Annotated in this window: 23 protein-coding genes; 14 read left to right on the top strand and 9 right to left on the bottom strand. The window is 66.7% G+C overall.

The features are described from left to right. The first annotated feature begins 28 nt into the window (after positions 1-28). From ASF16_RS07220 to ASF16_RS07210, 3 genes are all read left to right on the top strand, one after another. Positions 29-610, top strand: coding sequence for a hypothetical protein (locus tag ASF16_RS07220; protein WP_056164809.1), 582 nt, complete (start codon positions 29-31; stop codon positions 608-610). Between the two features lie 235 nt (positions 611-845). Further along, a complete protein-coding gene (locus ASF16_RS07215) occupies positions 846-1,373 on the top strand; it encodes a hemerythrin domain-containing protein (protein ID WP_056164807.1) in 528 nt (175 codons plus the stop codon). Positions 1,374-1,587: 214 nt separating this feature from the next. Beyond that, positions 1,588-2,634 carry a sensor domain-containing diguanylate cyclase gene (locus tag ASF16_RS07210; RefSeq protein WP_056164905.1) on the top strand — a complete coding sequence of 349 codons (1,047 nt, stop codon included), beginning with the start codon at positions 1,588-1,590 and terminating at the stop codon, positions 2,632-2,634. Between the two features lie 89 nt (positions 2,635-2,723). On the opposite strand, the gene ASF16_RS26685 is transcribed toward ASF16_RS07210, so the two are convergent. Both ASF16_RS26685 and creD read right to left on the bottom strand, forming a co-directional pair. Further along, a complete protein-coding gene (locus ASF16_RS26685; protein WP_235507284.1) occupies positions 2,724-3,119 on the bottom strand; it encodes a hypothetical protein in 396 nt (131 codons plus the stop codon). Continuing rightward, positions 3,116-4,579, bottom strand: coding sequence for a cell envelope integrity protein CreD (creD, locus tag ASF16_RS07200; protein WP_056164806.1), 1,464 nt, complete (start codon positions 4,577-4,579; stop codon positions 3,116-3,118). Before creD ends, ASF16_RS26685 begins: the two co-directional genes overlap by 4 nt. Before the next feature lie 204 nt (positions 4,580-4,783). Between creD and ASF16_RS07195 the strand changes: the two genes are divergently transcribed. After that, positions 4,784-5,188 (top strand): hypothetical protein, encoded by a 405-nt coding sequence (locus ASF16_RS07195; RefSeq protein ID WP_082516787.1) that lies wholly within the window; start codon positions 4,784-4,786, stop codon positions 5,186-5,188. Here the strand turns inward: ASF16_RS07195 and creC are convergent. From creC to ASF16_RS07175, 4 genes are all read right to left on the bottom strand, one after another. Beyond that, entirely contained in the window at positions 5,185-6,663 is a 1,479-nt protein-coding gene (gene creC, locus ASF16_RS07190; protein WP_056164804.1) for a two-component system sensor histidine kinase CreC, read from the bottom strand. The genes ASF16_RS07195 and creC overlap by 4 nt on opposite strands. 146 nt (positions 6,664-6,809) lie before the next feature. Further along, positions 6,810-7,532, bottom strand: a complete 723-nt coding sequence (locus ASF16_RS07185) for a winged helix-turn-helix domain-containing protein (RefSeq protein ID WP_056164802.1) — start codon at positions 7,530-7,532, stop codon at positions 6,810-6,812. A gap of 3 nt (positions 7,533-7,535) precedes the next feature. Further along, on the bottom strand, positions 7,536-8,171 hold the full coding sequence (locus tag ASF16_RS07180) for a MarC family protein (protein WP_056164801.1): 636 nt from the start codon (positions 8,169-8,171) through the stop codon (positions 7,536-7,538). A 171-nt stretch (positions 8,172-8,342) separates the two neighbouring features. After that, on the bottom strand, positions 8,343-9,098 hold the full coding sequence (locus ASF16_RS07175) for an SDR family oxidoreductase (protein WP_056164799.1): 756 nt from the start codon (positions 9,096-9,098) through the stop codon (positions 8,343-8,345). Positions 9,099-9,315: 217 nt separating this feature from the next. Here ASF16_RS07175 and ASF16_RS07170 point away from each other — a divergent pair, with 217 nt between their 5' ends. Continuing rightward, the gene (locus ASF16_RS07170) at positions 9,316-10,008 is read left to right on the top strand and encodes a dienelactone hydrolase family protein (RefSeq protein WP_056164798.1); all 693 of its coding nucleotides are present in this window, start codon (positions 9,316-9,318) and stop codon (positions 10,006-10,008) included. 235 nt (positions 10,009-10,243) lie between these two features. Continuing rightward, complete coding sequence (locus ASF16_RS07165) at positions 10,244-11,107, top strand: amidohydrolase family protein (protein WP_056164796.1); 864 nt, start codon at positions 10,244-10,246, stop codon at positions 11,105-11,107. A 48-nt stretch (positions 11,108-11,155) separates the two neighbouring features. On the opposite strand, the gene ASF16_RS07160 is transcribed toward ASF16_RS07165, so the two are convergent. From ASF16_RS07160 to hemB, 3 genes are all read right to left on the bottom strand, one after another. Further along, entirely contained in the window at positions 11,156-11,944 is a 789-nt protein-coding gene (locus ASF16_RS07160; protein ID WP_056164794.1) for a DUF72 domain-containing protein, read from the bottom strand. A 967-nt stretch (positions 11,945-12,911) separates the two neighbouring features. After that, the gene (locus tag ASF16_RS07155; RefSeq protein ID WP_056164792.1) at positions 12,912-14,063 is read right to left on the bottom strand and encodes a magnesium transporter CorA family protein; all 1,152 of its coding nucleotides are present in this window, start codon (positions 14,061-14,063) and stop codon (positions 12,912-12,914) included. Between the two features lie 66 nt (positions 14,064-14,129). Continuing rightward, on the bottom strand, positions 14,130-15,137 hold the full coding sequence (hemB, locus tag ASF16_RS07150) for a porphobilinogen synthase (RefSeq protein WP_056164789.1): 1,008 nt from the start codon (positions 15,135-15,137) through the stop codon (positions 14,130-14,132). 434 nt (positions 15,138-15,571) lie between these two features. On the opposite strand from hemB, the gene ASF16_RS07145 reads away from it, so the two are divergent. The 8 genes from ASF16_RS07145 to fusA all read left to right on the top strand — a co-directional run bounded on the left by ASF16_RS07145 (position 15,572) and on the right by fusA (position 23,306). Then, positions 15,572-16,009, top strand: coding sequence for a CopD family protein (locus ASF16_RS07145; protein ID WP_056164787.1), 438 nt, complete (start codon positions 15,572-15,574; stop codon positions 16,007-16,009). An 18-nt stretch (positions 16,010-16,027) separates the two neighbouring features. Beyond that, the gene (locus ASF16_RS07140; RefSeq protein WP_056164786.1) at positions 16,028-17,125 is read left to right on the top strand and encodes a VanZ family protein; all 1,098 of its coding nucleotides are present in this window, start codon (positions 16,028-16,030) and stop codon (positions 17,123-17,125) included. 210 nt (positions 17,126-17,335) lie between these two features. Then, positions 17,336-17,683, top strand: coding sequence for a ferredoxin (locus ASF16_RS07135; RefSeq protein ID WP_056164784.1), 348 nt, complete (start codon positions 17,336-17,338; stop codon positions 17,681-17,683). Positions 17,684-17,772: 89 nt separating this feature from the next. Further along, the gene (locus ASF16_RS07130; protein WP_056164782.1) at positions 17,773-18,426 is read left to right on the top strand and encodes an alpha/beta hydrolase; all 654 of its coding nucleotides are present in this window, start codon (positions 17,773-17,775) and stop codon (positions 18,424-18,426) included. A 135-nt stretch (positions 18,427-18,561) separates the two neighbouring features. After that, positions 18,562-19,731 carry a D-alanyl-D-alanine carboxypeptidase family protein gene (locus ASF16_RS07125; protein ID WP_056164780.1) on the top strand — a complete coding sequence of 390 codons (1,170 nt, stop codon included), beginning with the start codon at positions 18,562-18,564 and terminating at the stop codon, positions 19,729-19,731. Between the two features lie 292 nt (positions 19,732-20,023). Continuing rightward, on the top strand, positions 20,024-20,401 hold the full coding sequence (gene rpsL, locus ASF16_RS07120; RefSeq protein WP_015012185.1) for a 30S ribosomal protein S12: 378 nt from the start codon (positions 20,024-20,026) through the stop codon (positions 20,399-20,401). A gap of 174 nt (positions 20,402-20,575) precedes the next feature. Then, positions 20,576-21,049, top strand: a complete 474-nt coding sequence (gene rpsG / locus ASF16_RS07115) for a 30S ribosomal protein S7 (RefSeq protein ID WP_005798541.1) — start codon at positions 20,576-20,578, stop codon at positions 21,047-21,049. A 154-nt stretch (positions 21,050-21,203) separates the two neighbouring features. Next, positions 21,204-23,306, top strand: coding sequence for an elongation factor G (gene fusA / locus ASF16_RS07110; protein WP_056164778.1), 2,103 nt, complete (start codon positions 21,204-21,206; stop codon positions 23,304-23,306). Positions 23,307-23,393 lie beyond the last annotated feature (87 nt).

Genomic DNA, 23,393 nt, shown 5'->3' with positions numbered 1-23,393 from the left:
ACAGCACTGCTGATCGAGGAGAAAAACCATGAAATTCACACGTACCCTGATTGCTTCCGTTGCCGCCGCCCTGATGGCAACCTCCGCCTTCGCGCTGACCGACGCCGAATACAAGACCGGCAAGGACCGCATCTCTGCCGACTACAAGTCCGCCAAGTCGCAGTGCGACACGCTGAAGGCCAACGCCAAGGACATCTGCGTGAAGGAAGCCAAGGGCGCTGAAGACGTCGCCAAGGCTGAACTCGACGCACAGCACAAGCCCAGCGCAAAGGCCACCCGCAAGGTCGCTGAAGCACGCGGTGACGCTGCCTACAACGTTGCCAAGGAAAAGTGCGACGACCTGAAGGGCAACGACAAGGACGTGTGCGTGAAGGACGCCAAGGCTGCCCACGTGAAGGCCAAGGAGGATGCCAAGGTCGCAGAGACCCAGGCCAAGCCTGCCGACACTGCCGCTGAAAAGGGCGCTGCAGTGGCCGAAGCCAAGAAGGACGCCAACGCCGAGAAGAACGAAGCCAACTACAAGGCGGCCAAGGAGCGTTGCGACGCGCTGTCGGGCGACGCCAAGTCCAAGTGCGTGGACGACATGAAGCGCATGTACGGCAAGAGCTGATCTGACGCGATCTGAACGGACAACGCAGCACTCCTGCGTTGTCCACTGGACTGGCGGCAGACCGCCTGATCGTCCCCAAGCCAATGCCCCGCCCAGTGCGGGGCATTGGCTTTTGGGCGTTGTGCATTCGATGGCGCCGGGATGTGATCTGCATCAACGTACATCGCGGTCTGAAAACCTAAGCTTGATCCCTTGTCTTTCACACAGTGCGCACAGCACACGAAGGGAACATCCTGTGGCTCAACTCGAATGGTCGGACGCGCTCGCCCTGGACCTCGACCTGATGGACGACACCCACCGCGAATTCGTCGACCTGCTGGCCGTGGTGGATGGCGCGGACGATGCGCAACTGCTGGGCGCATGGCAGGCGCTGGTGGAGCACACACAACAGCACTTCGGGCAGGAAGACACCTGGATGGCGTCGACACGGTTTGCATCCGGCAACTGCCACAGCATGCAGCACCGGGTGGTGTTGCAAGTCATGCGCGAAGGCACCACGCTGGCGCAGCAGGGCGACCTTCAGGTGCTGCGCGTGATGGCGGGCGAGCTGGCGCTGTGGTTCCCGCAGCATGCGCAGAGCATGGATGCCGCGCTGGCCCTGCACCTGCGCCGCGTGGGGTTCGACCCTGTCACGGGCGTGGTGCACGCGCCGCAGGCCTTGCCCGGCGATTTGATCCAGGGCTGCGGGGGGGCGACCTGCTCCGACACGGCCGCGCCCGGCACTTCGCCAGCCAGCGCAATACCCCAGGCCGCACTGGCCTGAAAGACGGGCCCGCGTCGAATCCCGGATCGCGCAGGCGGCAGTTCAGCCGCGTTTAACTTCGTTTGGCTGCATTCAACTGTCGTAGGGTGCGCCGCGCATGCCCTGGCCATGGCCCAGCGCGCCGTGCGGGTATGTGCCCGCGGGTTGTTGCGCATGCGGTGCGCGGGTGGGCTATGGCATGCTGCCCAGGCGTTCTGCCACTGCACTGCCTGCCATGGACACCCTTGCCTTCCCCGACGCCCTGATCGACGACGCCACGCGTCTGCAGGCCCTGCAGCGCTACGCCATTCTGGACACCCCCATGGAGCCCGCTTACGACGAGCTGGCGGACATGGCAGGGCACATCTGTGCGGCCCCGGTGGCGCTCGTCAGCTTTCTGGACCGCGAACGCCAGTGGTTCAAGGCCGCGATGGGCCTGGCGCTGCAGGAGACACCGCTCGACCAGTCCATCTGCCGCTACGCCGCGCGCCAGACCGGCGTGTTCGTGGTGCCCGATCTGGCGCAGGATGCGCGGTTTGCGCACTTCGACATCGTGACGCAGGAACACCCCATGCGCTTTTATGCCGGCGCGCCCTTGGTCACGCCCGATGGCTATGTGCTGGGCACCGTGTGTGTGCTGGACCACGTGCCGCGCCTGCTGGCCCCGCGCCTGCAGGAGCTGCTGCTGACCATCGCCCGCCAAGTGATCCGGCTGCTGGAGCTCAAGCGCGCCAACGAGCGCCAGGGCATGATGCTGGTGGAGCTGGAAGAAGCCCGCCACCAGATGGCTGTGCTGGCCCACACCGACGTGCTGACCGGGCTGGCCAACCGCCGCTCCTTCACCGAGCGGCTGCGTCAGGAGCTGGCCCTGCTGCAGCGGGGCGGCGAGCCCGCCTGCCTGTTGATGCTGGATGTGGACCACTTCAAGCGCGTGAACGACGTGCACGGCCACCACGCCGGCGACCTGGCACTGCAGCACGTGGCCGCGGTGTGTCGTGATGTCTTCCGAGCCGCCGACGTAGTGAGCCGCTGGGGCGGCGAGGAGTTTCTGGCGCTGCTGCCCGCCACCGGGGTTGACCAGGCCCAGGCGGTGGCCCAGCGGTTGCACGCTGCGCTGGCGGCCGGGCCTGTGCCGGGCATCGAGCCTGCCGTGGTGCTGACCGCCAGCATGGGCCTGTCGGCATTCAACCCGCAGCGCCCGCTCGACATGACGCTGCGCACCCTGGACGCAGCGATGTACACCGCCAAGCGCGAGGGGCGCAACCGCACGGTGGTGGCCTGACTGACGCCGCGCTGTACTAATTTGCTATTAATTTTATAGCTATTGCCGCACGCGGAGAGCGCGGTAGGCGGCATTTTGGCCTGAGGCGCTCAGTCTCCACGCTGGCGCGGCAGCACCAGGATCGCCATCCGCCAGCACAGGTCGCGCAGCGCCCGGCGCATCGCCGGCGACCCATTGGCGCAGGGCCGGGCAACCCCCGAGCCACTGCGAAACGCGGCCTGCAGCACGTCTTGCTTGGCGCTGCGCAGGGCTCCCCGGTCCTGCGATTGCACGGCGGCCATGAGGCGGTCGCGGTAACGCTGCACGCGCTGCGCCTCGGCCATCGACAACGTGGGGCCAGTCGGTGGCCCAGCGTCCAGCGGCAAGCCCGGGTGCGCATCAGGTTCGCTGCAGCCGCTGGGTTCACTGCTGGCCGCACCGGCCAGGTGCCGTGACCAAGTGGTGGCTGCGGGCAGAAGGGGAGGCGATGTGGATGCGGCGTTCATGGTGCCTCCGTCCGGGCAGAGGTTGTGGAAGAGGGTGTTGCAGGCGCAGGGCGCGCAGCCGGTGGTGGCGTGGGCCGCTGTGGCGGAGTGCCTTGCGACAGGCCATACCAGTTCACCTTGCGCGTGAGCACCATCACCGCCGCCAGCACCAGGAACAGCGCAATCGCGCCCACCGCCAGTGCGGTCTGCTCCAGCTGCAGCAGCACGTACAGCAGGCCGTACAGCAGCGCAATGCCGGCCCCCAGCGGAATCCCGCGCGCCAGGCCGCCCAGCATGTGGCTGGCGTAGTAGGCAAGCAGCAGCACACAGGCACTGGCCGCCGCCGCGTACGACGCGCCAAACGGCAGATGCTCCGACAGGCTCACCAGCAGCAGGAAGAAGCTGCACAGCGCACTGCCCACCAGCAGGTACTGCACCGGGTGCACGCGCAGCTTTTTCATCAGCTCGAACAGGCCCACGGCCACGAAGGTCAGCGCAATGAACAGCACGCCGTATTTGGTGGCGCGGTCGCTCAGCGAATACGGGTTCACCGGGTCGACGAATGCCACGTTGAAGCTGTCGGCGCAGTCCCGCGGCGTGGCGCCGCCGGGGGCATAGTCGCTCGGGCTGTCGTCGTAGCCGCCGATGCAGATGCGGCTGCCTTTTTCGATGTCCGCCTGCGCCGTGGTGGCCAGCGACGACAGGCGCCACTGGGCCGAGAAGCCATCCTTTCGGACCTCGCGCTCCGACGGCAAAAATCGCCCGCCGAAGGAGGGGTGCGGCCAGCTGCTGGTCATCTGCACCTCGGTGTTGCCCCCCAGCGGCACGATGGCGATGCGCTCGGTGCCCACCAGTTCCAGGTCCATGCTGACCGACAGGCCCGGAGCCTGGCCGCGCACCGTCTCGGGCAGCACCGCATGCAGGCCGCGGCTGTAGGTGGGGTGGAAGGTGCCGGGCTTGAGCGCCAGCGTCTGCTCGCCGAGCGTGAGCTGCGCCGTGCGGATGCCGCGCGCATCGCCCACGGCCATCATGATGATCGGCGCGCCGCAGTGCATGCGCGAGTTCTTCTGGGTGGTCTGCGGCTGCAGGCCGGCCAGCGAGCCCCATTGCGCGGTGAGGTGCGCCTTCAGGTTGAAGGTGTTCACCTTGTGCAGGCCGCGGGCCCGCTCTTCCATGGCGGCGCCCGAACGCAGCTTGAGCTGCTCGGGCATGGCGGTCAGCAGGAACTCGCGGCGCTGCTCGACCACGCGGCGCTCGTCGCCCTTGCCGGTCTCCACGTCCCAGCTCTCCACGCAGGCGCTGTGGATCATGGGGCCCATCAGCGTCTGCGGCCCGGCCAGGCTTTCGGCCACGCTCTGCGCGGTCAGGCTGCGGTAGCGCTGGCGGTCGCGCACCACGTCTTCGATCATGGAAAGGCCAAACAGCAGCAGCACGGTGATGGCCGCCAGCGCTGCCAGTTTGGTAAAGAGTGGGTGTTTCAAGGAGTCCTCCGCAAGTGATGTGCAGGCAGTGTTGGCCGCGGGCGTGAGGTGTCGATGAAGTTTGTGAAGCGGGTGTGAAGTGACGAGCGCCACGCACTCCGCAGGTCGCGGGTCACAGGCTGACCTGGGCGGCGGCGCGGCGCCCGTTACCTGCGAGGTCATCGACGGCCGGCGCGCGCAGGGCTACAAACAGGCCTTCCATCCATGAAGAAAGGCAAGCGCATGCGCTGGATCGTCTCGGGAGTGCTGATGCTGGTGGCCGTGGTCCATGCCCTGCCGCTGGCCGGTGTGCTGGGGGCCGGCAAGCTGTTGCAGCTGTACGGCGTGCCGGTGCAGGACCCGGGCCTGGAACTGCTGCTGCGGCACCGTGCGGTGCTCTTCGGCCTGCTGGCCGCGCTGCTGGGATATGCGGCCTTGCACCCGCCGCTGCACCGCGCCGCGCTGGTCGCGGGCCTGGTGAGCGTGGTGTCGTTTCTGTGGCTGTGGTGGTCGACGGGCACCACCAACGCGGCGCTGGCCAGGGTGGCGCTGGTCGACGGGGTGGCGCTGGCGCTGCTGGTGGTGGGCGCGGTGGCACACCTCAGGGCAGGCGCTGCAGCCGCGCCCTAGCCCAGGCCGTGCGGTGCGCGGGGCGCAAACTCCAGCGCCACCCGCAAGCCCGGCGCCGTGTTGCCCACCACCATCTGCCCGCCATGCAGCGCCATCACGCGCCGCACGATGGCCAGGCCCAGGCCCGAGCCGCTGCGCTCGCCGCCGGGCCGTGCCGTGGTGAAGAATCGCTCGCCCAGGCGCGGCAGCGCGTAGTCGGGCACGCCGGGGCCCGTGTCCTGCACGGCCACGGTGCTGCCCTGCAGCGCCACCTGCACCGTGCTGCCCTCGGGCGCGAAATCGATGGCGTTGTCCAGCAGGTTGGTCAGCGCCAGGGTGACCAGCTCGGCCTCCCACGGGCCGCTGCCGCCTGTGCCTGCGAGGGCCAGGGTGATGCCGCGCTGCGCCGCGCGGCCGCGGGTCTGGCCGATGGCGGCTTCGGCGCAGGCCTGCAGCGCCACGGGGGCGCGGCCTTCGGCATGGTGGCGCTGCTCCAGTTTGGACAGCTCCAGCAGCCGGTCGATGATGCGCTGCAGGCGCTCGCTTTGCTGCACCACCTGGGTGGCAAATTCGGCCCGGTCGGCGGCGGGCAGCTCGTCCTGCAGCAGCTCGCCCGCGCCACGGATGGCGGCCACGGGGCTCTTGAGCTCGTGCGTCAGGGCGCGCACGTAGCCCTCGATGTAGTCGCGCCCCTCCAGCCGGGCGCGCATGCGGTCCATCGCACGGGCCAGGTCGCCCAGCTCTCCGGGCACCTGCGGCACGGCCAGGGCGGCGGTGGGTGGCGCATCGGCGTCGCGGTGTTCGCCGTCGGCGGGGCCCTGCACGCTCAAGGCGTAGTCGCGCAGGCGGCGCACGTTCCATACCATCCACAGCGTCACCGCCACGCCCACGGCGGCCGACAGCGCCAGCAGCAGCAGGCCGCCCATGAACACCTTGCGCTCCGCGCGGTCGATAAAGCGCTGCACGGTGCGCGTGGGCTTGGCCACCGTGAGCACGCCAGCGATCTCGCCCTTCACATAGATGGGGGCCGCCACATGCATCACGCCCGTGGTGTCATCGGTTTCCACATCGCGCGTGGAGCGCGCACCGTACTCGCCGCGCAGCGTGCGCGACACATCGCGCCACTGCGAATAGTCCGCGCCCACGGCCCGGTTCTCGGAGTCGAACAGCACGCGCCCCTGCCGGTCGGTCACGTAGATGCGGTAGTCCAGCGACTGCTTGGCAAACCCCCAGATCGCGGCATCCACCGGCCGGCTCGCGTAGCGGCGCACGTTCTGCGCAAACGGACTGGCCTGCCCGCTGCCGTCCGCCAACCGCCCGGCGGCCAGGTCTTCGCTGGCCAGCTCCGCGAGGATGTTGGCCGTGTCCACCATCATGTCTTCCATCACCTCGCGCACGCTCGGCTTGATCTCGGCCATGAACACCCGCAGCACGAAGAATGCGGCGATGCCGTTGATCAAAAAGAACGCGAACAGCAGCCGAATCCCCAGGCGCATAGCTAGCCCTTTGCCACGCTCGCACGCGTCAAAACCGGCGAGGCCCAGGCGAGCGCCACCGTGGAACCGGCTCCGCCGGGCCACGGGTGGCGTCCCCCTCCGGGGGAAGGCGCGCAGCGACTCAGGGGGGCTTCACTCATCGGGCTTCACACATCCAGGCAGTACCCCATGCCCCGGTGCGTGCTGATGTACTCCTTCGCTGCATCCACCTCGCGCAGCTTGGCGCGCAGGGTCTTGATGTGCGTGTCCACCGTGCGATCGGTGCTGTCGCTGTCGTCGCCCCAGGCGGCGGCCAGCAGGGCTTCGCGCGAATGGATGCGGCCTGCGCCGCGCAGCAGGTGGGACAGCAGGCGGTACTCGCGCCGGGTCAGCGGCAGCGGCTGGCCGCGCAGGCTGACGCGCTGGCCGGCCTCGTCGTCTTGGAAGAGGCTGCGGGCGCTGCCAGGGGCCGGCGGCGAATGGACTGCACCGGTTGCACCACCAGCGCTGGTGCGGCCACCCGCGCGGCGCAGCAGCGCCTTCACGCGGGCCGCGAGCTCGCGGGGGCTGAAGGGCTTGGCCAGGTAGTCGTCCGCGCCCAGCTCCAGGCCGAGCACGCGGTCGATCTCTTCGCCGTGGGCACTGAGCATCAGCACGGGCAACGTGGCCGTGGGGCTGGCGTTGCGCAGCTCGCGCAGCAGGTCGAGCCCGCTGCCGTCAGGCAGGCCCACATCCAGCACCAGCAGGTCGAAGTGCGCCGCGCGGATCTGGCGGCGGGCATCGTCCACCAGCAGGCTGTGCGTCACGGCCAGGCCGTCACGCTCCAGCGCATAGGCCACGGTGCGGGCGATCGCGGGGTCGTCTTCGAGCAGCAGCAGGCGGGCGGACATGGCTCAGCGGGCGATCAACACCGGAAAGATCTTGCCCAGACCGTCGGCCATCACTTCCACGGCCAGCGCCGCCAGGATCAAGCCCATGAGCCGGGTCATCACGTTGATGCCCGTCTTGCCCAGCACCCGGGCGATGGGGTCCGCCAGGGCAAAGCACACGGCGGTGGCCAGGGCGATGACGACGCCGTAGCCCACCAGCGCCAGGGTTTGCCAGACGCCCTGGGCGCGGTCGGCGTAGATCACTACCGTGGACATGCTGGCCGGGCCGGTCAGCAGCGGGATGGTGAGCGGCACCACGGCGATGGAGCTGCCCGCCGCGGCCTTCTCGGCGCCTTCTTCATATTCGTTGGTGGTGGGCTTGGCCTCGGCCGGCTGGGCGTTGAGCATGTTCATCGCACTGATGAGCAGCAGCATGCCGCCGCCCACCTGAAAGCTCTGCAGCGAGATGTTGAAGAAGTCGAGGATCTGCAGGCCCAGCAGCGCGCAGGCGGCGATCACGCAGAACACGCTGAAGCTGGCCACCTGGATGGTGCGCCGCCGCTGCGGGTACGAAAACCCCTGCGTGTAGTGGATGAAGAAGGGGACGATGGCCAGCGGGTTCACGATGGCCAGCAGGGTGATGAGGGGCTTGAGGTCCATCAGGGCGCTCCGAAGGTCAGGGGAGGGGCAGGGCGGTTCGTCGGCGGCCGGCGCGGGCGGCGCAACGGCGTTGCGGGCCCCCGGCTGTGCGCGAGTATGCGGTGTTTTCGGGCGGATTTGCCCCGCGCGCATGCTGCGCTGCAGCGGACCCGCGCCGGGCCCAGGCAGCGGTCAGCGCCCGCCCGACACGTCCATCAACGTGGCCGTGGTGTAGCTGGCCCCCGGCGACATCAGCCACACAATGGCCTCGGCCACCTCGTCGGCCGTGCCGCCGCGCTGCATGGGCACCTGGTACGACAGGTCGCGCACCCGGTCGGGCAGGCCGCCGCTGGCGTGGATGTCGGTCTCGATCAGGCCCGGGCGCACGGCGTTCACGCGGATGCCGTCGGCGGCCACCTCGCGCGCCAGGCCCAGGGTCATGCTGTCGATGGCGCCCTTGGCCGCGGCGTAGTCCACATACTGGCCGGCCGCGCCCAGGCGCGATGCGGCGCTCGACACGTTGACGATGCTGCCGCCCGCGCCGCCGTGCTTCGTGCCCATGCGCAGCACGGCCTCGCGCGCGCAGATGAAGCTGCCGATCACGTTGATGTCGAACATGCGCCTCCAGCGCGCCACGCTCATCGCCTCCACGCGCGACGGCACGTCCACCACGCCGGCGTTGTTCACCAGCGCGGACAGGCGCCCCAGTTGTTCATCGACCGTGCGGAACATCGCCAGCACCTGCGCTTCGTCGGCCACGTCGGCCTGCACGGCGATGGCCGTGCCGCCCGCCGCGGCGATGGACGCTACCACGGCCTGGGCGGCCTGCGCATCGCGGGTGTAGTTGACGGCCACGGCCCAGCCCTGGCGGGCGGCCAGGCGCGCGGTGGCCGCGCCGATGCCCCGCGAGCCTCCGGTGATAAGTGCTACTTGGTGGGTGTCTTTCACGGCGGGGCCTCCTGAAGAAAATGGCCCGCATTTGAACAGAGGACCGCGCTCCGTCCAGAATGTCGCTTTCGCCGCGCACATGGGTTGCATGCCGAAAGGCGTGCAGATGGCGGTCCCAGGCGCCGCAGCCCGCTGCCACGGTGGTGGTCAGCGCTCTGTCCGTTAACGTGTCCCTCCGCTTTTAGTCCCGCCGATCAACGCAGCAAGGAGTCATTCCATGGGTCAATTCGTCAATCTCACGTCCAGCGATGGTGTCGTGGTGCCCGCCTGGGTCGCGCAGCCCGATGGTCCGCCACGCGGCGCCGTGGTGGTGCTGCAGGAAATCTTCGGCGTGAATTCGCACATCCGCGCGGTGGCCGACCGCTTTGCCGCGCGCGGCTACCTGGCGGTGGCGCCAGCCACCTTTCACCGCGTGCAGCAGAACGTGGAGCTGGGCTACACCGGCGATGACATGCAGGCCGGCATGGGCCTCAAGGCCGCGGTCGAGGCTCTGCCCGCCCCGGGGGTGATGCCCGACATCCAGGCCGCCATCGACTACGCCGCCGCGCAGAGCGGTCGCAAGGTCGGCATCGTGGGCTTTTGCTGGGGCGGCCTGCTGACCTGGCGCGCGGCTTGCACGCTGACCGGCCTGTCGGCCGCCGTGCCCTACTACGGCGGCGGCATGACATCGGCCGATGAAGCGGCCCGCGTGCCGAACGTGCCGGTGCTGGCGCATTTTGGCCAGCGCGACCACTACATCCCGGTGGACAGCGTGCAGGCCTTCGCCCGCGCCCATCCCGAGGTCGAGGTGCATTTGTACGAGGCCGACCACGGCTTCAACTGCGACCAGCGCGGCAGCTACGACGAGGCCTCGGCCATGCTGGCGCGCGACCGCACGCTGGCGTTCTTCGACAAGCATCTGACGGCTTGATCCCCCCTGAGTCGCCTGCGGCGCCTTGTCCCCCCGGGGGACGACGCCCTCGCTGCGGGGCGGCCCTTGCTTGGTGTCGCTCGCCTGACCGCGCCCTCCGCGGGCGCCGGGTGTCGCGATGACTGCTCAATGTTTGGAGGTTGCCATGGCGAGTTCGACGCGTATCCAGGTGATGAAGCTTTTTTGGCCGCTACCGCTTGCCTATAAAGCGCTGGCAGCTATATCTTTGATAGCAATGGGGCTGCAAGCCCATGCCGCCGACTACAGCGGCCCGCTGTTCGACGCCCACTTGCACTACAACGAGGAGGCGTGGGACGGCAAGACCGGCCCGCACCCGCCCGCCGATGTGCTGGGTCGCATGCAGAAAAGCGGCGTGCGCGCCATCGTCGCCAACTCGCGGCCCAACACCGGCTCGCTCACGCTGGCGGGGCTGCCGCAAACGCGCGAGGCGGGCGTGGCCGTGGTGCCGTTCGTGCGGCTGTACCGCAACCGGGCGGACTACACCGGCTGGTTTGCCGACGAGAGCATCTACACCATGGTGCAGACGGAGCTGGCGCGCGGCACGCCCGCCGGGCCTTATCGCGGCATCGGCGAGTTCCACCTGTACGACAGCGCCAACGCCGACGGCCCGGTCGCCAAGAAGCTCATGGCACTGTCCGAAGAGCGTGACCTCGTGGTGCTGGCGCACGTGGACGACGCGGCCATCGATTTGCTGATGGCCAACACGCCGTCCAAGGGCCGCAAGCTGCGCCTCATCTGGGCGCACACCGGCATCGGCGGTGCGCCCGTGGAGCGTGTGGACGCGCTGTTCGCGCGCTACCCCGGCCTGGTGGGCGAGCTGTCGTACCGCCCGGGCCTGGTGTGCGACGACAACCAGCTGTGCCCAGCGTGGCGCACGCTGCTGCTCAAGTACCCCACGCGGTTCGTGCTGGGGTCCGACACCTGGGTCAACCAGCGCTGGCAGCACTACGAAAGCCTGATGGCGGGCTACCGCACCTGGCTGGGCGGCCTGCCCGCCGACGTGGCGCGCAAGGTGGCGTGGGACAACGCGGCGGGGCTTTTCGGCACGCCGGCACCGGCGCCCGTGGCGGCACGCTGACCCGCGGCGGGCGATGGGTGCTGGGGCTGTGTTCGGTCCCGAGCAGCCTCAGCCCCGCAACGCCGGGTGCTGCTGCAGGTCCAGCGCGTTGCCTGTCGCCGCACCGCTGGCCGTGTTGTCGAAGACGCACCACACACTGCTCGCCTCGTGCGTGGCGGCCTGGATGCGCCGGGCCAGCGCTTCGATCAGCGCGGGCTCGTAGGCGGAGTGATAGGTGCGCGGCGAGCCATGCAGCCGGCAGTACACCAGCCCGGGCCAGCCGCCCGGCATCCTGCCCGCATCGTGCAGCACCGGGTCGGCCAGCACGCGTGCGGCCTGCCAGTGGGACAGCAGTGCGTCGCCCTCGGGCGTGAACCAGCTGGCGTGGCGCGGCTCCACGGCAATGCCAACGGCGCCGCTCAACCGCCGCAGGTTGCGAAAGAATGCCTCAGCCACCGGTGTGTCGAGCACCAGGCTGGGCGGCAGTTGCACCAGCAGGCAGCCCAGGCGCTCGCCCAGGCCGTTGACCTGTTCCAGAAACGTTTGCTGCAGTGCCTCGGTGTCCTTGAGCCGCGCGTCGTGCGTGATGCTCCGCGGCAGCTTCACGCAGAACCTAAACGTGGGCGGCGTGGCCGCTGCCCAGCGTTCGTAGGTGCTGCGCTGGTGCAGCCGGTAGAACGATGAGTTGATCTCCACCGCCGGCAGTTGTCGGGCATAGCGCATGAGGTGCGAATCCGCCGGGTCCGCAGCGGGAAAGCGGTGCTGGCTATCGCGCGGCAGGCTCCAGCTGGCGGTGCCGATGCGCACAGGGGCGGGTGCTGGCGCTGGCGCAGCGGGGCCGGCGGCTGGTGCATTCATCTGCGAACTCCTGAGGGTGGTGCAGGCACCATGCTGGCCCCGCTGCGGCCGCGTGTGGGTAGGAAATGACCGCCGCGTTCGAGAGAGGTATTGCTTGCGCCGGAACAACGACCGATGGAATGAGTGCTGCGGGCTACGGGCGGCCGCCGGCCCCATAGCCACGCGTAGTTAATCCTCTGATCGCTTCAGCTAACCGCACTTTGGCGCACTGTTGGGGATACGGCCTTGGATGCGACTGACTGAACTATGAGTCGAAACAGTGTCAGGCGTAATTTAAATGTTGTGCGGGTCTCGTTGTTCAACCGATTCGCATAGTTTGGGCGCTGAACAACGGTGCCTGTTCTGGAATAGCTGCGGCTAGGATGGAGTTATGCGGGCCCATTCAGGGTTCGTGCAAAACGCCTAAGAGGTGATTTAGACATGCCGATACCTTCAGGACACTTTACAGGATAAGCAGAATGCCGAGGCCCTTGAATTTTTGGCTGAATACAGGCATCTTGTTTGCTGTTTCAATAGCAATTGGCCTTGCGATTATTGTTGGCGAGCAAAATCGGGAATCTGGTTATCTGTGGGTAAAATTTCTTGCATTAATTCTGCTGGCGTTTACGTATGCAAGATGGATCTTTAAAAAATTCTTTCAATTGACATTGAAGAATTTTATTCGGTATTTGTTGCTAATGCTTTTGCTGAGTGTTATCGCTGTCTGTATATTTTCTGTGGCAGTAGTGAAGTTGATCGGTCTTTAAAGACGATTTGCGCAAATAGGCACTAGCGTGACCAGCCTCCAGTTGCGCGACCAAGGTGGCCCAGCCGCCACCGCTGCCGATTCATGTCTCTCAGCGTTCGCGCAAGCGCTGGATCAGGCCGCTACGCTTGCGTACGCACTGGGCCGATATCGTCCCAATCGTCAACGAACAATCCACTGGCTCGAGAACGCAAGCAGCGTCTGGAAGGTGTCTGATGGTGCTCAAGCACCCGTGCGTGCGAGGTAGCGCTTGCGCCAGAACAGCGCCACCAGCGCCACCGCGATCGTGATCATCGAACCCATGGCCCACCAGAAGCCGTCGGCCTTGTGGATGAGCGGAATGAACTCGAAGTTCATGCCGAAGATGCCGGCGATCAGGTTCAGCGGCAGGAACACGGCCGTCAGCGCGGTCAGCGTGCGCATGATGTCGTTGGTGCGGTTGCTCTGTACCGAAAAGTGCATCTGCACGGCGGTCTCGGTGCTTTGCTCCAGCCGGCGCACGTGGTGCACCACGCGTTCGATGTGCTCCAGCACGTCGCGGCTGCGCACCTTGAGCAGGTCCAGCTCGCGCAGGCCGGTGGGCGTGTCGGGCAGGGCCCAGGTTTCCAGCGCGTCGATCCAGTCCTGCACGGCGGTGCGCTGGTCTTCGCAGATTTCGTCGAGCTGGTGCAGCGACAGCCGCGCCTCCAGCAGCGAGCTCCAGTTCACGTAGCGCGCGCGGGGCTTGAGCAGCTCGTTTTGCCAGTGGTCGAGCTGGCGCGTGAGTTCGCGGCGCAGGTCCAGGTAGCCGTCCACCATAAGGTTCACCACGCGCAGCATCAGGTCGGCAGGGCTGGTGGGTACTCGGGCCCCGGGCACCGGGCTGCTGCGGCCTTCGGCGGGGCCGGCGGGCAGGGCGGGCAGCGCTGCCAGCAGGCGCGTGGCGTAGGCGTCGCGCACCGAGCAGTCGGTGGGGTGCACCGTGAGCAGCAGCTGGTCGAACACCGCAAAGCCCACGGGGCTGGTGTCGATGCGCCGCAGTACGGGCGGGCCGCCGCGTCGCAGCGCGCTCGCCGCCGCCGCGTGGGCATCGTCCGGTGGCGATGGGGGCTGCGCTGCATCGCCGTGCGCACTGGCCAGGCGGCGAAACACCAGCAGGTCGTACTGCGAGGTGTAGTCGTAGTGCGACGGCAGTTGCGCGTTGAGCAGGTCGGACACGTGCAGGTCCACCAGCTGCAGGCCCACCAGCGCCTGCAGGCGGCCCTGGATCTCGGCCAGGCGGGCCTGGAACGTGGAGCGCGAGCAGGCGATCCAGACGAAACCCTGTGCGGGCATGTGCGCGGGCAGGCTGTCCAGCTCCTGGACGCCACCGCCGTGGATGTGAAAGATGCGCATCGAGGCCGGCTCGGTTGTGGAGGAGGAAGGCGCCGCTGGCGCGGGAGTGCCGGTCACCGTCGGCGGCTACCGGGTCAGCAGCCGGGCTGCGTCGCGTGCGAAATAGGTCAGCACACCATCGGCGCCCGCGCGCTTGAAGGCCAGCAGGCTTTCCATCATCACCGCGTCGTGGTCCAGCCAGCCGTTGGCTGCGGCCGCCTTGATCATGGCGTACTCGCCGCTCACCTGGTAGGCGAAGGTCGGCACCTTGAACTCGTCCTTCACACGGCGCACGATGTCGAGGTACGGCATGCCGGGCTTGACCATCACCATGTCCGCGCCTTCGGCGATATCGAGGGCCACCTCGCGCAGTGCCTCGTCGCTGTTGCCCGGGTCCATCTGGTACACGTTCTTGTCTGCCTTGCCCAGGGCGCCGCGCGTACCCACCGCGTCGCGGAAGGGGCCGTAGAAGGCGCTGGCGTACTTGGCGCTGTAGGCCATGATGCGCGTGTGAATGTGGCCCTGCACTTCCAGTGCATCGCGGATGGCGCCGATGCGCCCGTCCATCATGTCGCTGGGCGCGACGATGTCCACGCCGGCCTCGGCATGGGTGAGTGCCTGGCCGGTGAGGATCTCCACCGTCTCGTCATTGATGATGTAGCCGGTGTCGTCCAGCACACCGTCCTGGCCGTGGCTGGTGTACGGGTCCAGCGCCACGTCGGTCATCACGCCCAGGCCGGGAAATTCCTTCTTCAGCGCCCGCACCACGCGCGGGATCAGGCCGTCGGGGTTCAGGGCCTCCTTGCCGTCCGGCGTCTTCAGGGCCGGGTCGATGGCAGGGAAGAGCGCCATCACCGGGATGCCCAGCTTCACGCAGTCCTCGGCCACGGGCAGCAGCAAGTCCAGGCTCAGGCGGTCCACGCCGGGCATGGACGACACCGTCTCGCGCTGGCTCACGCCTTCATGCACGAACACGGGGTAGATCAGGTCGTCGACGGTAACGGCGTTTTCGCGCACCAGGCGGCGGGTGAAGGCGTCGCGGCGCAGGCGGCGGGGGCGGTTCTGGGGGAACGGGGCTGGGCTGGGGAGGTGCATGGTGAGATTATCCCCCTGAGGCGCTGCGGGCCGTCCTCCAAGGGGGGGCGCACCCGGTGGACCGGCGAAGCTGGATCCACAGGTGCACTGGCCTGGGGCGAGCCGGTTTTGCAGGCCTGTTCCGGGGAGGGGCCGTTTGTCCTGGGGGAAGTCCGTTGACCGGTGCAAGTACGGTCATCCTGCACCCTGAAAAGGCCGCTTGTAACACGGTGTGTCCGGTGCTAAATTGGCGCCGGGCAGCTGGCTGCCCCCCGCTTTTCCTCCCTGAGCGGGGCCTTGAGTTGCAGCGATGCAAAAGAGGCTTCCCGGCCCGGCGGATTGCCGGGCTCTTTTTTTGGGCGTGGGGCGCAGCACATTGCTGCAAAGCGCATCCTTTGCGAGCCCTTGAGGGGCTTCTGCGCGCGAGGGGCTCGATCGGCCCTTAAACTGCCTCCATGCTCTGGGTCAAAGCCTTTCACATCGTCTTCGTGGCCAGCTGGTTTGCTGGTCTTTTCTACCTGCCGCGCATCTTCGTGAACCTGGCCATGGTGGCCCCGGGGTCGGTGGCTGAGCGTGACCGCCTGCTGCTGATGGCCCGCAAGCTCTTGCGCTTCACCACGCTGCTGGCGGTGCCGGCCCTGGCGCTGGGCGCGTGGCTGTGGCTGGGCTACGGCATAGGGCGCGGCCCCGCGTCGCAGGGTAATGGCTGGATGCACGCCAAGCTGGCGGTGGTGGTGCTGGTGATCGGCTACCACCATGCCTGCAGCGTGCTGCTGCGCAAGCTGGCGGACGGCAGCAGCCGCCGCAGCCACGCGTGGTTCCGCTGGTTCAACGAGGTACCGGTGGCCCTGCTGCTGTGCGCGGTGGTGCTGGTCGTCGTCAAGCCATTCTGATACCGGGGGCCAACGCCGGTGCACAAGACCTCCGCCTGGCCACTGGCGCTGATCTATGCAGCGCTGATCGTTTTTGCCAGCCTGTTCCCGTTTGACGGCTGGCGCGCCCAGGGCATCGACCCCCTGGTGTTCTTGCTGGCCCGCCTGCCTCCGCCGTACTGGACGGGCTTTGACGTGGCCACCAACGTGGTGGGCTACGCGCCGCTGGGCTTTTTGCTGGTGCTGGGCATGCTGCGCTCGGGCTGGCCGCGCGGCGCGGTGTGGCTGGCCACGCTGGCGGGCGGCCTGCTGTCGCTCTCCATGGAGTTTCTGCAGATTTACCTGCCCCGGCGCGTGCCGTCCAACCTGGACCTGCTGCTCAACATTGGCGGCACGCTGGCGGGCGCCCTGATCGCCGCGCTGCTGGAGCGCCTGGGCGCCATCGACCGCTGGAGCGATTTTCGGGGGCGGTGGTTCGTGAGCGACGCCAGCGGCGCCATGGTGCTGCTGGCGCTGTGGCCGTTGGCGCTGCTGTTCCCGGCGGCCGTGCCCTTCGGGTTGGGCCAGGTGCTGGAGCGGCTAGAGGCCTCGTTGATCGAAATCCTGGCCGACACGCCGTTTCTCGAATGGGTGCCGCTGCGCGAGGCGCCGTTCGAGCCCCTGTCGCCCGGCGGCGAGCTGCTGTGCGTCACGCTGGGGCTGCTCATCCCGTGCCTGCTGGGCTATTGCGTGATCCGCCAGATGGGGCGCCGCGCCCTGTTTGCGCTGGGCGTGGTGGGCGTGGGCGTCACGCTCACGGCATTGTCCGCTGCCCTCAGTTGGGGGCCGGTGCACGCCTGGGAATGGATGGGCATGCCCACGCGCGTGGGCGTGTGGGGCGCGCTGGCGCTGGCCGTGCTGACGCTGGGCCTGTCACGCCGCGCGTGCGCCGCGGTGCTGCTGGTGGCGCTGGCCTGGCACCTGGCGCTGCTCAACCAGGCGCCCACCAGCGCCTACTTTGCGCAGACGTTGCAAATCTGGGAGCAGGGGCGGTTCATCCGCTTTTACGGCCTGGGCCAGTGGCTGGGGTGGCTGTGGCCGTACGTGGCGCTGCTGTATGTGGTGGTGCGGGTGTCGAGGAGGGAGCGTACCCCCTGAGCCGCCTGCGGCGTCTCGGTGCGTTCGCCAGAGGCGACGGCTCCTCGGTGCCGTCCAGGCCTGCGCTGGCAAGCCTGGAGCCGCGGCACTCAGCCCCTCTTTCGCCGCGCGGGAGGGGGGCGCACCCGGTGGACTGGCAAAGCCCGATCCACGGGTGCGCTTGCGTGGCGCTGCGCCAGTGGTGGAGAGCGTGGTTCGTAAAATAGCGGAATGAGCGACACATCCACTGCGCCTGGCTACTACCAGCGCCACATCTTCTTCTGTCTGAACGACCGCGCCAACGGCGAAGACAGCTGTGCCCACCACAACGCCCAGGCGGGCTTTGACCGCTGCAAGTCCCTGGTCAAGGCCGCGGGGCTGTCGGGCCCCGGCCAGGTGCGCGTGAACAAGGCCGGTTGCCTGGACCGCTGCGCGGGCGGGCCCATCGCGGTGGTCTACCCCGAGGGCACCTGGTACACCTATGTGGACACGGCAGACATCGACGAGATCGTCGAATCGCACCTCAAGAACGGCCAGGTGGTGGAGCGCCTGGTCACGCCAGCGGAACTTGGGCGCTGAAACCGCGTCTGTCTCTGGTCTTGAATGTTTTGGGCCGCTACCGCTTGATGGTCAAGCGCTGGCAGCTATGAATTGAGTAGCAAACCACCGTGAACGCACACACCGAACGCCTGACCCTGTCCGGCCCCGCTGGCGCCATCGAGGCCGTGCGCGACAGCGCCGTGCTGGCCGACGGCGTCACCGCCCCGCGCGGCGTGGCCGTCATCGCCCACCCGCACCCGCTGTTTGGCGGCACCATGGACAACAAGGTGGTGCAGACCCTTGCGCGCGCTTTTGTGCACTGCGGCTGGACTGCGGTGCGCTTCAACTTCCGCGGCGTGGGGGCCACGGCCGGCGTGCACGACGACGGCCAGGGCGAGCTGCAGGACCTGCTGGCCGTGGTCGAGCAGGTGGCGCCCGCGGCTGAGGGGCAGCGCATTGCGCTCGCAGGTTTTTCGTTCGGCGCCTTCGTCACCAGCCATGCGCTGGCCGCGCTGTGGCCCGAGGGCCGGGTCGATACCGCCGTGCTCGTGGGCACTGCCGCCAGCCGCTTCACCGTGGCACCCGTGCCGCCCGACGCCCATCCGCACACCCTGGTTGTGCACGGCGAGGCGGACGACACCGTGCCGCTGTCGGCCGTCATGGACTGGGCCCGCCCGCAGATACTGCCTGTCACAGTCATTCCTGCGGGGGGGCATTTCTTTCACGGACAATTGCCGCTTCTGAAGAATCTGGTGGTGCGCCACCTGCAGGCCGGCGCTTGACGGCCGCGCCCATGGCGGGCGTCGCTGCCCGCCGGCCTGCCCAGCCAACCGGGCGCGTCCGCACTGTGCCCGCCATGCTCTCTGTTTCCTCTCTCCCTTTCTCCCTTTCTCCCATCCCAGCCCAGTCCCCTGCCCATGAAACGAATCCTGTCCGCGCTGCGATCCCTCGCCGTCTTTGTCGCAGTGGCCCCGGCCGCCTTTGGCGCTTTGGCCCAGGCGCCCCAACCCCCTGAAATCGCCGCGCGCACCTATCTGCTGGTGGACGTGACTGCCAACCAGGTGCTGGCCGCCAAGGACATCGATTCACCGGTGGAGCAGGCCTCGCTCACCAAGCTCATGACGGGCTACCTGGTGTTCGACGCGCTGCGCGCCAAGAAAATCTCGCTCGAGCAAAAGCTGCCCGTGAGCGTGCGCGCCTGGAAGATGCCCGGTTCGCGCATGTTCATCGACCCCAAGATGCAGGTGCCGGTCGAAGACCTCATCAAGGGCATGATCGTGCAGTCGGGCAACGACGCCACCATGGCCCTGGCCGAAGGCGTGGGCGGCACGGCCGAGAACTTCGTCAAGCTCATGAACGACCAGGCGCAAGCCCTGGGCATGAAGGGCACGAGCTACAAGAACCCCGAAGGCCTGACCGAGCCCGGCCACACCACCACAGCGCGCGACCTTGCCACGCTGGCCACGCGCCTGATGAAGGACTTCCCGGAGTACATGCACTACTACTCCACCAAGCAATACAGCTACCCGGGCACCCCGGCGTCGAACGGCACCAACCGCAACTCGCTGCTGTTCCGTGACCCGACGGTCGACGGCCTCAAGACCGGCCACACCGCCGCCGCCGGCTACTGCCTGGTGGCCACGTCCAAGCGTGAGTTCCCGGGCGTCGGCCAGCGCCGCTTGCTGTCCATCGTGCTGGGCGCCGCCAGCGAAAATGCGCGCGCCAATGAAAGCCAGAAGCTGCTGAACTGGGGCTACACCGCGTTCGAAGCCGTCAAGCTGTTCGACGCCGGCAAGCCCGTGGCGACACCCGCTGTCTGGAAAGGCACGGAAAGCACCCTCAAGATCGGCCGCGAAGACGCCATCGTCGTGGCCGTGCCTTCGGGCAGTGCCGGTAAGATCGCCACCCAGATCGTCCGTCCTGACCCGCTGGTGGCGCCTTTCACCAAGGGCCAGGCCATCGGCACACTCAAGGTCGTCCTGGGAGAGCAAGCGCTGGCCGAAGTGCCGCTGGTGGCTCTGGAAGAAGTTCCGCAGGCGGGCTTCCTGGGTCGCGCGTGGGATGCGATCCGCCTCTGGATAAAGTAAGGATCATCCCCCTGAGGCGCTTCGCGCCTTCCCCCTTCTCTCGAATGGCTGCGCCATTCGGGAAGGTGGACACCGCCAGCGCGGCGGGGCGGCCCTTGCGCGGCGGTCCTGGCATGGGCAGCGCGCTTTCACAGGGCGTGCCGCGTGTGGTGCATGGGCCTTCAACAGAGACGAGAAGCCGAGCGCTTGCCCGTTTTGGGTCTTGCTGCTACATTAGAAGGCTTTTCGGAATTTCCGAAGGGATTCACGTTTTCGCTTTCACGAAGCAAATTCACGTTTAGGGACGTATTTCATGCCAACCATCAATCAACTGGTCCGTCAGGGGCGCGAGGTCGAAAAGACCAAGTCGAAAAGCCCCGCGATGGAAAACTCTCCACAGCGCCGTGGCGTGTGCACCCGTGTGTACACCACGACGCCCAAGAAGCCTAACTCCGCTCTGCGTAAGGTCGCCAAGGTGCGCCTGACCAACGGTTTCGAGGTGATCTCCTACATCGGCGGTGAAGGCCACAACCTGCAGGAACACAGCGTGGTGCTGGTTCGTGGCGGTCGTGTCAAGGACTTGCCAGGTGTGCGTTACCACATCGTGCGCGGCTCGCTCGACCTGCAAGGCGTCAAGGACCGTAAGCAAGCTCGCTCCAAGTACGGCGCGAAGAAGCCAAAGGCCAAGTAAGCCCTTTCGGGTTTCTTGCAAAGAATTTTCGGTGCTGTTTCCCGCGTGGCGCGGTGATACGGCGTAGTGGCCCCAAACGCAGGTGTTCTGCGCGGGTCGAGTAAGTGGGAGTCCTTCATTGGCTCTCGCGGTGTCTGAAAAGATGCCAACTGAAGCAAAGATAGAGGTGAAAAAATGCCACGTCGTCGCGAAGTCCCCAAACGTGAAATCCTGCCGGATCCCAAGTTCGGCAATGTAGAGCTGTCCAAATTCATGAACGTGATCATGGAAGGCGGCAAGAAGGCAGTTGCAGAGCGGATCATTTATGGCGCCCTGGAACTGATCGAGAAGAAGCACCCCGACAAGGACCCACTGGAAGCCTTCACCGTTGCCATCAACAACGTGAAGCCCATGGTGGAAGTGAAGTCCCGCCGCGTGGGCGGTGCCAACTACCAGGTGCCAGTGGAAGTGCGCCCTGTGCGCCGCCTGGCCCTGTCGATGCGCTGGATCAAGGAAGCCGCCCGCAAGCGTGGCGAAAAGTCGATGGCCCAACGCCTGGCCAACGAACTGCTGGAAGCGACCGAAGGCCGTGGTGGTGCCATGAAGAAGCGTGACGAAGTTCACCGCATGGCCGAAGCCAACAAGGCATTCAGCCACTTCCGCTTCTAAGCGAATCGACGACCGTTCTCGTCGCCAAGCGCAAGGCTGCCGGCATTTTTGCCTGCAGCCTTGTGGCGATTGAGGCGGTCACAAAATTGACGGATCGCCGCCCCACAATGGTTGCCCCGTCCCCCGAATAACACGACCCATCCAAGGACTCACCATGGCTCGCAAGACCCCCATCGAGCGCTACCGCAATATCGGTATCTCGGCCCACATCGACGCTGGCAAGACCACGACGACCGAACGTATCCTGTTCTACACCGGTGTGAACCACAAGATCGGTGAAGTGCACGATGGCGCTGCCACCATGGACTGGATGGAGCAAGAGCAAGAGCGCGGCATCACGATCACGTCGGCTGCCACGACCTGCTTCTGGAAGGGCATGGACATGTCCTACCCAGAGCACCGCTTCAACATCATCGACACCCCCGGCCACGTGGACTTCACGATTGAAGTCGAGCGCTCGATGCGCGTGCTGGACGGCGCCTGCATGGTGTATTGCGCCGTGGGTGGCGTGCAGCCCCAGTCGGAAACCGTCTGGCGCCAGGCCAACAAGTACAAGGTGCCCCGCCTCGCGTTCGTCAACAAGATGGACCGTACCGGCGCCAACTTCTTCAAGGTCTATGACCAGATGCGCCTGCGCCTGAAGGCCAACCCTGTGCCCGTCGTGATTCCGATCGGCGCAGAAGACAACTTCACCGGCGTGGTCGACCTGCTCAAGATGAAGGCCATCATCTGGGACGAAGCCTCGCAAGGCATGAAGTTCAACTACGAAGAAATTCCGGCTGAACTCCTGGAGTCCGCCAAGGAATGGCGCGAAAAGATGGTGGAAGCCGCTGCCGAAGCGTCTGAAGAGCTGATGAACAAGTACCTGGAAGAGGGCGACCTCTCCGAGGAAGAGATCAAGCTCGGCCTGCGCACGCGCACGATCGCCACCGAAATCCAGCCCATGCTGTGCGGTACCGCGTTCAAGAACAAGGGCGTGCAGCGCATGCTGGACGCCGTGATCGACTACCTGCCAGCGCCTACCGACATCGAAGACGTCAAGGGCACGGACGAGGACGAGCAGCCCGTCACCCGCAAGGCGGATGACAGCGAGAAGTTCTCTGCACTGGCGTTCAAGCTGATGACCGATCCGTTCGTGGGTCAGCTGACTTTCGTGCGTGTGTATTCGGGCGTGCTCTCCAAGGGCGACACCGTCTACAACCCCATCAAGGGCAAGAAGGAACGTATCGGCCGTATCGTGCAGATGCACGCCAACGAACGTATCGAAGTCGAAGAAATCCGCGCTGGTGACATTGCCGCCTGCGTGGGCCTGAAGGACGTCACCACCGGCGAAACGCTGAGCGACATCGACTCCCAGATCATTCTGGAGCGCATGGTGTTCCCTGAGCCCGTGATCACGCAGGCTGTGGAACCCAAGACGAAGACCGACCAGGAAAAGATGGGCATTGCCCTGCAACGCCTGGCCGCTGAAGATCCTTCGTTCCGCGTGAAGACCGACGAAGAGTCGGGCCAGACTCTGATCGCCGGTATGGGCGAGCTGCATCTGGAAATCATTGTCGACCGCATGAAGCGTGAATTCGGCGTGGAAGCCAACGTGGGCAAGCCCCAGGTTGCCTACCGCGAAACCATCCGCAAGACGGTGGAAGAAGCCGAAGGCAAGTTCGTGCGCCAGTCCGGCGGTAAGGGCCAGTACGGCCACGTCGTGCTCAAGATCGAGCCGAACGAAGCCGGCAAGGGCAACGAATTCGTCGACGCCATCAAGGGCGGTGTGGTTCCTCGCGAATTCATCCCTGCGGTGGAAAAGGGTTTCAACGAAGCCGTGACGCAAGGCGTGCTGGCTGGCTACCCCGTGGTGGACGTCAAGGTCACGCTGCACTTCGGTTCGTACCACGATGTGGACTCGAACGAACTGGCGTTCAAGATGGCCGCCATCTTCGGTTTCAAGGAAGGCTGCCGCAAGGCCAACCCCGTGATCCTGGAGCCCATGATGGCCGTGGAAGTGGAAACGCCTGAAGACTACGCCGGTACCGTGATGGGCGATCTGTCCTCGCGCCGCGGCATGGTGCAAGGCATGGACGACATGGTCGGTGGCGGCAAGGCCATCAAGGCTGAAGTGCCCCTGTCCGAAATGTTCGGCTACTCGACCTCGCTGCGCTCCGCAACGCAAGGCCGTGCCACCTACACGATGGAATTCAAGCACTACAGCGAAGCCCCTCGCAACGTGTCTGAAGCCATCATGGCTTCGCGCGCCAAGTAATTGGTGTGCTGGAGTGAAAGGTCTGCCTTGGGCAGGCCTTTCCTCTTTGTTTTGATGAAAATTGGCTGCTACCGCTTGTCTGGCAAG

Origin of the sequence: Acidovorax sp. Leaf78 (genome assembly GCF_001422735.1) — a bacterium.
Lineage (GTDB): Bacteria > Pseudomonadota > Gammaproteobacteria > Burkholderiales > Burkholderiaceae_C > Acidovorax.
Note: the sequence above shows the minus strand (reverse complement) of the source record. Positions and strands in the feature narration are given on the sequence as shown.